Annotated in this window: 8 protein-coding genes; 3 read left to right on the forward strand and 5 right to left on the reverse strand. The window is 73.6% G+C overall.

What is annotated here, in order from left to right; genetic code table 11:
- Positions 1-115: 115 nt before the first annotated feature.
- The 4 genes from Aru02nite_RS33480 to Aru02nite_RS33495 form a co-directional block, all read right to left on the reverse strand.
- A complete protein-coding gene (locus Aru02nite_RS33480; RefSeq protein ID WP_239077112.1) occupies positions 116-1,393 on the reverse strand; it encodes a (Fe-S)-binding protein in 1,278 nt (425 codons plus the stop codon).
- Positions 1,394-1,421: 28 nt separating this feature from the next.
- On the reverse strand, positions 1,422-2,702 hold the full coding sequence (locus tag Aru02nite_RS33485) for an FAD-binding oxidoreductase (RefSeq protein WP_203664327.1): 1,281 nt from the start codon (positions 2,700-2,702) through the stop codon (positions 1,422-1,424).
- Complete coding sequence (locus Aru02nite_RS33490) at positions 2,702-4,174, reverse strand: FAD-linked oxidase C-terminal domain-containing protein (RefSeq protein ID WP_203664329.1); 1,473 nt, start codon at positions 4,172-4,174, stop codon at positions 2,702-2,704. Before Aru02nite_RS33490 ends, Aru02nite_RS33485 begins: the two co-directional genes overlap by 1 nt.
- 128 nt (positions 4,175-4,302) lie before the next feature.
- Entirely contained in the window at positions 4,303-4,995 is a 693-nt protein-coding gene (locus Aru02nite_RS33495; RefSeq protein WP_203664331.1) for an SDR family oxidoreductase, read from the reverse strand.
- Positions 4,996-5,308: 313 nt separating this feature from the next.
- Between Aru02nite_RS33495 and Aru02nite_RS33500 the strand changes: the two genes are divergently transcribed.
- Together Aru02nite_RS33500 and mycP are read left to right on the forward strand one after the other, a co-directional pair.
- Positions 5,309-5,887, forward strand: coding sequence for a UbiA prenyltransferase family protein (locus tag Aru02nite_RS33500; RefSeq protein ID WP_203664333.1), 579 nt, complete (start codon positions 5,309-5,311; stop codon positions 5,885-5,887).
- A gap of 131 nt (positions 5,888-6,018) precedes the next feature.
- On the forward strand, positions 6,019-7,332 hold the full coding sequence (gene mycP / locus Aru02nite_RS33505; RefSeq protein WP_239077113.1) for a type VII secretion-associated serine protease mycosin: 1,314 nt from the start codon (positions 6,019-6,021) through the stop codon (positions 7,330-7,332).
- A 30-nt stretch (positions 7,333-7,362) separates the two neighbouring features.
- On the opposite strand, the gene Aru02nite_RS33510 is transcribed toward mycP, so the two are convergent.
- The gene (locus Aru02nite_RS33510) at positions 7,363-9,456 is read right to left on the reverse strand and encodes a SpoIIE family protein phosphatase (RefSeq protein WP_239077114.1); all 2,094 of its coding nucleotides are present in this window, start codon (positions 9,454-9,456) and stop codon (positions 7,363-7,365) included.
- A gap of 308 nt (positions 9,457-9,764) precedes the next feature.
- Between Aru02nite_RS33510 and Aru02nite_RS33515 the strand changes: the two genes are divergently transcribed.
- On the forward strand, positions 9,765-10,721 hold a 957-nt coding region (locus tag Aru02nite_RS33515), incomplete at its 3' end, for a HAMP domain-containing protein (protein ID WP_203664334.1).

The raw sequence follows: 10,721 nt of genomic DNA on the forward strand, positions 1-10,721 counted from the left end.
GCCGGACCGCACGTCCCGCCCGCGTACCCGGTGACCAGCGTTACCCGCGTCGGCGTGGCACTGTCCGACGTGCGCCGCGATGCCGGGTTGTGGTGCGGTGCCCGGGGTGCGCCGGTCAGCGGGCCGGGCCGCGGAGCGACGCGTCCAGGAGTTCGACGGTGTGCGCGGTGGGCAGCTCGGTGCCGGCGCGGCGCAACGCGGCGGTGATCTGGAGCAGGCAGCCCGGATTGCCCGCGACGAGCAGGTCCGCGCCGGTCGCCCGGATCCGCTCCGCCTTACGGTCGCCCAACTCGCGCGCCGGTTCCGGTTCGAGCAGGTTGTACACCCCGGCGGAGCCGCAGCACAGGTCCGCCTCCGCCGGCTCGACCAGCGTCAACCCCGGTATCCCGCGCAGCAGCTCGCGCGGCGCGGACCGGATCCGTTGCGCGTGCGCCAGGTGACACGCGTCGTGGTACGCGACGGTCCGCCGGACCGGGTGCCGCGGCGCCACCGGCCCCAGCTCCACCAGCAGCTCCGTCACGTCCCTGGTACGCGCGGCGAACCGGGCCGCCCGCGGGTCGTCCGGCAGCAGCTCCGCGTACTCCTTCATGGCGGAGCCGCAGCCGGCGCTGTCGGTGACCACGAAGTCGACCCCGGCCGCGTCGAACGTGTCGATCGTCGCCCGCGCGAACCGGGCCGCCTCGGACCGCCGCCCCGAGTGCCCGGACAGTGCGCCGCAGCACCCCTGCCCCCGCGGTACGACCACGTCACAGCCCTCGCGCGCGAGTACCCGGGCCGTCGCGGCGCCGACCTGCCCGAAGAACGCGGCCTGCACGCACCCGGTCAGCAGCCCGACGACCGCCCGGCGCGGCCCGCGCGCCGCCACCCGGGCCGGCAGCCGCGGCGCCCGCCGGATCACCGGCGCCAGCTCCTCCATCGTCGCCAGCGCCGCCGGCAGGTGCCGGGAAAGCTTGCGCCCCAACCGATCCAGCCCCACCCGCCGGTACAGTGCCAGTGGCCCGCGGAGCACCCGCAGCCGCCGCGGGTACGGGAAGAGCGCGAACACCGCGCCGCGCACCGCCCGTTCGGCCCGGGTACGCGGGTGGCGCCGCTCGACCTGCACGCGCGTCTGGTCGATCAGCTCGTCGTACCGGACGCCGGAGGGGCAGGCGGTCACGCAGGCCAGGCAGCCGAGGCAGGCGTCGAAGTGGCCGACCATCTCGTCGGACAGCGGCGCCCCGTCGAGCCCCTGCTTCATCAGGTGGATCCGGCCGCGCGGCGAGTCCATCTCCTCGCCCCACAGCACGTACGTCGGGCAGGACGGCAGGCAGAATCCACAGTGGACACAGTCGTCGATCAGCGCCCGGTCCGGTGGCCGCTCGCCGTCGAACGCACCGAGTACGTCGTCGCGCACGTCCGCCACCCCCTCGCAACCCGCCCGGTCAGATCCCGCCGACGAACCGCCCCGGCGCCAGCCGCCCCGCCGGATCGAACTCGTGCTTCACCGCGCGCATCAGCCCCAGCGCGTCGATCGGGCCCCACAGGTCCAACTCCGCCCGTACGGCCGGGGGCGCGGCGAGCACCTGGCAGTACCCGCCGTGGCTGATCGCCACCGTCCGCACCGCCTCCACGATCCGCGCCACCCGATCCGGATCCGTCCCCCCGGGTACGCCCGCGTGCAGCACACCGGCGGCCGGCGAGCAGAAGATCCGTACCGGGATCTCCCGTGCCGCGTCGCGCAGCGAGTACACCGGGCCGAAGAGCTGGCCGACCGGCGTCACCACCTGCAACGCCACGTCGTCCGGGCCGAACGGGTACCGGCCCCACCAGGTCGGCGGCCGGGTGCTCACGGTGGTGTCGGTGCCGAGCGCCTCGACCGCCCGGTCGGCCCGCTCGCGTACGCCGTCGGCGGGGCCCTCCAGCAGCAGCACCATCGAGTCCGGGTCCGGCGCCGTACGCAGCACCGTGCCGCCACGCCGGTAGTTCTCCGGGACCGGGCACTCCACCTCCATGCCGACCGGCCCGATCTTCGCCTCCCGGATCCGCGTCGTCAGGTCCCGCACCTCCGCCGGCGTACGCACCGGGCGGGTCACGAAGGCACGCGCCTCGGGCACCGGCGCCAGCTTCACCGCCACCTCGGTCAGCACCCCGAGCGTCCCGTACGACCCGGCGAACAGCCGGCCCAGGTCGTACCCGGCGACGTTCTTCACGACCTTGCCGCCGGAGTGCGCGGTGACCCCGTCGGCGCGCACCATCGTGACCCCGATGACCTGGTCCCGCGGCGTACCGAAGCGCAGCCGCAACGGTCCGGCCGTACCGGCGGAGACGACGCCGCCGATCGTCGCGCCCGGCAGCATCTCGTCCAGCGGCAGCCGCTGGCCGGACCGCGCCAGCGCCGCCTGTACGTCCCGCAGCGGCGTGCCGGCGCGGACGATCGCGACGAGGTCCCCCGCCGCGTGCTCCACCACCCCGCCCAGCCGTGACATGTCCAGCAGCAGCTCCGCCGCCGACGGCGGCGCACCCCAGTGCAGCTTCGTTCCCGACCCGCGTACCACCACGTGCAGGTCGTGCTCGCCCGCGATCCGCAGCACCCGGCCGACCTGCTCGGTCGACGTCGGCGCCACCACCCACCGCGGCGGTACCTCCGCCACCCGGTCGCCGCTCTCCGCGAGCCGCGCGCCGTCCTCGCCCACCACCCGGCGCAGGTCCTCCAGTACTCCCATCAGAAGGCCTCCGCCAGTCCGGCGGCCTGCGCCGGATGCGGTGTCGTACCGCGGCGCGGGATCTCGCCGCACAGCCGCGGCGTCGGGAACACCTTGCCCGGGTTGCAGCGGTGCCCGGGGTCGAACGCGCACCGCACCAGCTGCATCGTGTCCAGGTCCGCGTCCGTGAACATGCGCGGCAGGTACTTCGCCTTGTCCACGCCGACGCCGTGCTCGCCGGTGATCGACCCGCCGTGCCGTACGCACAGGTCGAGGATCGCGCCGGACACCTCCTCGGCGGCGTCGCCCTGCCCCGGCACGGACTCGTCGTACAGCACCAGCGGGTGCAGGTTCCCGTCGCCCGCGTGGAACACGTTCGCCACCCGGATCCCGGTACGCTCCGACAGCTCGGCGATGTCCGCCAGCACCTCCGGCAGCGCGGTACGCGGGATCACGCCGTCCTGCACGATGTAGTCCGGGCTGATCCGCCCCACCGCGGCGAACGCCGACTTGCGGCCCTTCCAGATCTCCGCCCGCTCGGCGTCGTCCGCCGCCTGCCGCAGCTCGAACGCGCCGGCCCGCTCGCAGTGCCCGCGCACCGCCGCCAGCTCCGCCGCCACGTCCCCCGCCGGCCCGTCCAGCTCGACGATCAGCACCGCACCGGCACCCACCGGGTACTCGCAGGCCACGGCCTGCTCGGCCGCCTCGATGGACAGCGCGTCCATCATCTCGATGGCGGCCGGGGTGATGCCGGCGCCGATGATCGCGCCGACCGCGGCACCGGCCGACGACATGTCGGGGAACGCGGCGAGCACGGTCTCGACGGACTCCTGGGTCGGCAGCAAGCGGACCACCACCTTCGTCGCGATGCCCAACGTGCCCTCGGACCCGATGAAGACTCCCAGCAGGTCGTACCCGGGCGCTTGCCGGCACTTCCCGCCACCGAGCCACACCACGTCGCCGTCGGGAGTAACGACCTCCAGACCGGTCACGTGGTGCGCGGTGAACCCATATTTCAGACAGTGCGCACCGCCGGAGTTCTCCGCGACGTTCCCGCCGATGGAGCAGACCTGCTGGCTTGACGGGTCCGGAGCGTAGTGATATTGGGCCGGCGACACCTCGCGGCTGATCGCGAGGTTGATGACACCCGGCTCGACGACCGCGCACTCGGCCGCCAGGTCGACCTCCAGGATCCGGCGCATCCGGCTCGTCACCACCAGGACGCCGTCCGACCGCGGCAGCGCGCCGCCCGACAGTCCGGTACCCGAGCCGCGCGCCACGAACGGCAGGTCCGCCTCCCGGCACGCCCGTACGACCTCGACGACCTGCTCCGTCGTTTCCGGCAGCACCACCAGGCCGGGGTTCACCGCGTAGCGCGCGAGCCCGTCGCACGAGTACGTGCCCAGCTCGGCCGGATCGCTGATCACCGCGGAACGGCCGAGGGACGCGGTGAGCCGCTCGGCGACCGCGGCCAGCCGAGCGGGTACATCCATGGACGCCTCCCGACACCCGTGCCGTCACCCGGGTCACCGGACGCGGACCGCGTACGCCGCGGCCCCGTCCCCAGGTTCAACCTACGGGCCCGTCCGACCGCAGACAAGGTTCGTCGCGGCCGCCCGGCTCAGGGCCCGTTCGTCTCCGGTACGGGCTCGACGCCCTGCGCGGCCGCGGCGACCGCCTGCGCGATCGGCACCGCCCCCGTACGCAGGTCGAGGGTGCGGCCGGCGGTGTCCGGCTCGTCCAGCAGCGCGGCGAGGACCCAGGCCACGTCGTCGCGCGGGACCTCGCCCGGACCGGTGTGCCGGGCCAGCTCCACGCGGCCGGTGCCGGGCTCGTCGGTCAGCCGGCCGGGGCGCAGCACCGTCAACGCCAGATCCGGCCGGCGCCGCAGCTCGTCGTCCGCCTCGCCCTTCGCCCGCAGGTACGCGGCGAACACCGGGTCGGTGCCCGGCCGTGGCGGCGAGTCCACCCCCATCGCCGAGACCAGCAGGTACCGCTGGACGCCGGCCAGCCGGGCCGCGTCGGCGAGCAGGATCGCGCCGTCCCGGTCCATCGTCGTCTTGCGCTCCGCCCCGCTGCCCGGACCGGCGCCGGCCGCGAACACCACCGCGTCGGCGTGCTCCAGATGCCCGGCCAGCGCCTCGGCCGTGACCCTCTCCAGGTCGACCACCGCCGGCTCGGCGCCCACGCCGCGCAGGTCGGCAGCGTGATCGGGGTTGCGGATCAGCCCGACCACCGCGTCCGAGCGCCCGGCCAGGTGTCGTGCCAACCGCAGCGCAATTTTCCCGTGCCCACCAGCGATCACCACACGCATACCCCAACCGTATTACTGTCGGCACCTTGCGTGCTCTTGACAAAACGAGTAATTAACCCAAATAGCCAGTGATGGTTTTCATGTCGCCGGATCTGGCGGCCCGGACACCCCTCACTGCGCCGGGTCACTCGCCGGTGGCCCTGCGACGGTCGCGACTGCGTACCGCGAAGTGTCGAAGTCCGTGCGTACTCAATCGCCCATGACCCGTCAAACCGTGTTACACAACGAGGCGATCCGGCGAACCAACCTGGGGAGTGCGTCCCCCGGTTCGTCGGAACCCACCCCCCAAGGCGCACCGAACAGGAGGCGCGTTGTGACCGAACCACCCCACGGCGGCTACCCGTCCGGCGACGAATCCACCGCCCGACGCCTGCCGCTCCGCGGCGCGGGACAGACCGCCACCCGGCCCAACGCCGGCAGCGACCCGTGGAACACCGAGGGCGCGGACGACAACCCGTTCGCCGGTACCGCGCTCGGCGCGCTCGGCGAGAACAAGTCGGCGGTGAACCCGTTCGACAAGACCACGCCCGGCACCTCGTCGGTGTTCGACGACGACGAGGACCGCGACCGCAAGGCACGCACCAGCTTCCCCATCACCATCGGCCTGATCTGCACCGTCGTCGGTGCCTGCGCGGGCCTCACCGCCGTACTCGCGCCCGTCGCCATCGCGCTCGGCGGCTTCGGCGTACTGCTGTCGCTCATCGGCCTGTTCACCGCCCGTCGCCGGCACGTCGGCGGCCGGCTCGTGGCCGTGCTGTCCATCCTGATCGGCCTCGCCGCGGTCGGCCTCGGCGTCGCCGAGCACCTCGGCACGTTCTCCTGGCTCAACGCCGACCTGCCGCAGCACGCCCGCAACTGGCTCAACGGCAAGGTTCCCGGCCTGCACGGCTGATCCGTCCGCGGGGCGCGACCCCGAACGGCGGTCCCACCCCGCGACCGCCGCGTACGACACCGGTCGACGCCGGCGACGGAGCCTCGCCGCACCCGACCGGTGCCCTTGCGGTACGGCCTAGGATCGCGTCCGTGACGCGACGGCTGACCGTACTGCTGCTCGCGGCCGGGGTCGCGCTGACCCCGGCCGCTCTCGTACCTGCCGGTCCCGCCACGGCCGCCCCCGCGCAGTGCCAGGCGTACCACCAACCGGCCAACTATGAGTTGTGGCAGGTCAAGCGGGTCACGCCGGAACGGGCCTGGCCGGTGTCGCGGGGCCGCGGCGTGACCGTCGCCGTCGTCGATTCCGGCGTGAACGGCACGCACCCCGCTCTGGCCGGTCGCGTTGACCACGGCACCGATCTGGTGGACAGCAAGGGATCCGCCGATCAGGACTGCGTCTCGCATGGCTCGACCGTTGGCGGGATCATCGCCGGCGACCAGCTCAGCGGTAGCGGATTCGCCGGCGTGGCGCCGGACGCGCGGCTGTTGCCGATCCGGATCGCGAACGACATGGAGCAGTTCACCGGCGGGTCGGAACGTGTCGCCCAGGCCATCAGATACGCGGTGGATCACCACGCCAAGGTCATCAACCTGTCGCTGACCACCGAGAACACGGCGGTCCTGCGTACGGCCGTGGCGTACGCGCGCGACCATGACGTCGTCATGGTGGCCGCGACCGGGAACGACGGACAGCACACGACCACGTATCCCGCTGCGTACCCGGGAGTGATCGGTGTCGCCGGCATCGGGGAGAGCGGTGATCCCGACCCGCAGTCGAACACCGGCGACGAAGTGGATCTCGCCGCGCCGAGTCTGCGCATAGTCGGCCCAGCCGGGAACGGCGACGGCTACGTCCTGTGGGGTGGGGGCGGGACGAGTTTTGCGGCGCCGTTCGTGGCGGGGACGGCGGCGCTGGTGCGGTCGTACCGGCCGGATCTGTCGGCGGACGAGGTGGCGCGGCGGCTGGAGGCGACCGCCGACCACCCGGCGGACGGCCGCGACGACACGGTCGGATACGGCGTGGTCAACCCGTACCGGGCGGTGACGGCGGTGCTGGGCAGCCCGGGTGGCGCGGCGCCGGCGGCGGGTGCGCTGCCTGGCGACGGCCGGCACGCGGCGGCGGGCGGCGGCACCACCGGCCGGTACCTGTGGGCGGCCGGCGCGATGCTCGCCGCGGTGCTCGTCCTGCTCGTGGCGGTGGCCGTGGTGCCGCGGGCGGTACGTCGCGGGTGGCGTCCGGGGCTGCGGCCGGCGCTGCCGGTCGGAGTGCCGACGCGCCGGAGGTACCCGGTGTTCGACCCGGCGACCGCGCCCCGCGAGGCGCCGTCCCGTGCCGTGGAACCGGTACGCATCACGTCGAAGGACCCGGCCGGCAGCTTCACCGTCGACGTCGACTTCCACTGACCCGCCGGCAGCGCGGTCGGCGACCGGCCGTCAGGAGTCGTTGCGGAGTACCAGGACGGCGATGTCGTCGCGGGGCGGGTCGGCGGAGAAGGACAGCACGGCCGCGGTGAGCCGGGCGGCGACGGAGGCGGCGGACTGGCCGGCGAGCCGGCGCAGCTCGCGTACGAGACGGTGGTGTCCGAACAGGACGTTGTCCCGGCGGCGCTCGGTCACGCCGTCGGTGTAGAAGACGAGCGCGTCGCCGGGGGCCAGCCGGATCTTGACCGGGGTGACGACGACGTCCTCCAGCAGGCCGACCGCGGTGCCGCACTCGCCGACCGGCTCGGGGGTGTCGTCGCCGCTGCCGGGCCTCGGTACGCGGACCGGACGGTCGTGCCCGGACAGGCACAGTTCCACGTCGAGGGCGCCGTCCGCGTCGCGGGTGACGACGGCCATCGCGAGCGTGCAGTACCGGTTGCCCTTGTGCTGGTCGAGCAGGGTCTGGTTGAGCAGCTCGACGACCCGGTCGAGGGGCCGGCCGTCGCGGGTGAGTACCCGGATGACGTCGCGGACGAGGCCGGTGAGGGCGGCGGCCTGGGCGCCCTTGCCGCACACGTCGCCGATGCACATGAGCCACTGGTCGCTGCCGAGCTCGACCACGTCGTAGAAGTCGCCGCCGACGTCGGTGCCGGTGCTCGCCGGCTCGTACTCGGCGGCGAACTGCACGCCGGTCGGCGTCGGCAGCGCGGACGGCAGCAGCGCCCGCTGGAACGCCTGGGAGATCTCGGCACGTTCGGCGTGGATGCGCGCGTTCTCGATGGCGAGGGCGGCGCGGCGGGCGATGTCGGAGATGACGGCGACGTCGTCCGGCGCGTGCAGCCGGCCGGGCGGTCGGCCGACGGTCAGCGTGCCGAGCACCCCGCCGCGCGCGATCAGCGGTACGGCGACGCCCTCGACCGGGCGGGACAGCGCGACGACGCCCTCGCCGTGGGCGGCCTCGACGAGCCGGTCGGTGATCTCCTCGTCGCCGTGCCCGGACAGCAGCCGGCGCAGCAGCGGCAGCGCGCCCTCGTCGGCGTGCGTGCACGCGGCGAGCCGCAGATCCCCGTACTCGTCGAGGGTGTGCAGCGCGCACCACTCCCCGAGCCGCGGTACGACGAGCTGCGGTACGAGGGCGAGGGTGAGCTGGACGTCGAGGGACTGGGCGAGCAGTTCGCTGGCCTCCGCCAGGTACGTCAGCCAGGAGCGGCGCAGCCGGTCGGCGTCGCGGAGCCGGTCGTTCTCGACGGCGATGGTCATCCGCTCGGCGGACAGCTGCGCGAGCGACTGCCAGCTGTCGAGCAGCGGCGCGTCGGGCGCGGTGTGCAGCTCGATCCGGCCGGACAGCGGGCGCGGCAGCGGCAGCGGCACCGTCTCGGACGGCGGCGGCACCACGGCCTCCGCGTCGTCGCCGGGCGGTACGGCGATGCCGTCGGGCGCCTCGGCGAGCGGCAGCCCGGCCGTACCCTGGCGGGCCATGCAGCGTTCGCCGCGGCCGTCGGCGGTGTCCAGGTAGACGGCTCCGCCGGCGGCACCGATCACCTCGCACAGCCGGAGCAGCAGCTCGGACAGCAGCTGCGGCATGGTGAGCCGTTGCCGCAGGTCCTCCGGTACGTGCACGAGCCAGACGAGCGCGTCGGCGGGCCCGGTGGCCGGCGCCTCCGGTGACTCGGGGCGGGGCCGGGTGGGCTGCCCGTACCGGGTGCGGGCGGGTGGTCCGCCGCGCTCCAACCGGAACCAGACGCCCTTGCCGGTCGGGTCGTGGGTGGTGCCCCAAGACGTCGCGAACTGGTCGACGAGCAGCAGCCCGCGCCCGTGTTCGGAGGTTTCGTCGGGCGGGGTGAGCAGGTTGGCCTCGATCGGCCCGCCGCGGTAGTCGGTGACGGTGACGGTGACGCCGCGCTCGTCGGCGGACACGTCGACATCGAGGTCGGTACCGGCGTGGATGACGCCGTTGGTGGACAGCTCCGTGGTGAGCAGCAGCGCCTCGTCGAGGAGATCGGCCTGGCCGGATTCGACGAGGATGTCGCGTACGGCGGCGCGCGCCGCCGCCGGCGACCGGTAGTCGGCGGGCAGCCTCAGCCGACGATGGACAGCAGTGGACACCCCACCCCCAAGTACGGGTCGGCGAATCGACGACCCTGCTACACGATAGCGATGCCGTGACCGCCGGAGTACGCTCGCGCCCTTCGGCGGGCGTACGCGCGGGCGGCGCGGGATCGGCCGATTTTTACTGCGAACGAATATGGCCGTTCGCTGCTTATACCCCAAAAGTCGGATGATCCGTAAGGTTCACTGGAAGGGAGAACCCTACGTCGCCCGGCGTCACTACGGCCTGTGCCCGTGGTGCTTCCGGCCGTAGGGTTCGGTACTGGGCGCGATGCCGACGTCTGCGAGGAGCGGTGAGGCGAGCAATGACCACGGTGGACAGGACCGAGACGCAGTCCGACGCCGATGCCGTACTGGCGGAGCTGGCGGACGTGCTGACCCGGTTCCGTCGCGGTGACTTCAACGTACGGCTGACCCGGCGCAGCGGGCTCGCCGGCGACGTCGCCGACCGGTTCAACGAGGTGGTCGCCGTGCACCGGCGCTCCACCCGGGAGGTACGCCGGATCTGCCGGGTGGTGGGCCGGGAGGGGCGGCTGACCGAGCGGCTGGACCACGAGGCACTCGACGGGGGCTGGCAGGAGACGGCGGGCGCGATCAACGAGCTGATCGACGACCTGGTCCGGCCGAGCCGGGAGATCGCCCGGGTGATCGAGGCGGTCGCGGCCGGCGACCTGACGCAGCACTCCGAGCTGTCCATCGACGACCGGCCGCTGCGCGGCGAGTTCCTGCGGATCGGGCACACCGTCAACGCGATGGTCGACCAGCTGTCCTCGTTCACCGCCGAGGTCACGCGCGTCGCCCGCGAGGTCGGTACCGAGGGCAAGCTGGGCGGTCAGGCGGACGTCAAGGGCGCCACCACCGGTACGTGGCGCGACCTGACCGACTCGGTCAACCTGATGGCGTCCAACCTGACGAACCAGGTCCGCAGCATCTCGCAGGCGGCGACGGCGATAGCGCAGGGCGACCTGTCCCGCAAGATCACCGTCGGGGCGAAGGGCGAGGTCGCCGAGCTGGCCGACACGATCAACTCGCTGACCGACACCCTCCGCGTCTTCGCCGAGGAGGTCACCCGCGTCGCCCGCGAGGTCGGTACGGAGGGGAAGCTGGGCGGTCAGGCCGACGTCCGCGGCGCCTCCGGTACGTGGAAGGACCTGACGGACAACGTCAACTCGATGGCCGCGAACCTGACCTCGCAGGTGCGGAACATCGCGCAGGTGTCGACCGCGGTCGCGCTCGGCGACCTGTCGCAGAAGATCACGGTG

Origin of the sequence: Actinocatenispora rupis, from assembly GCF_016861975.1 — a bacterium.
Lineage (GTDB): Bacteria > Actinomycetota > Actinomycetes > Mycobacteriales > Micromonosporaceae > Actinocatenispora > Actinocatenispora rupis.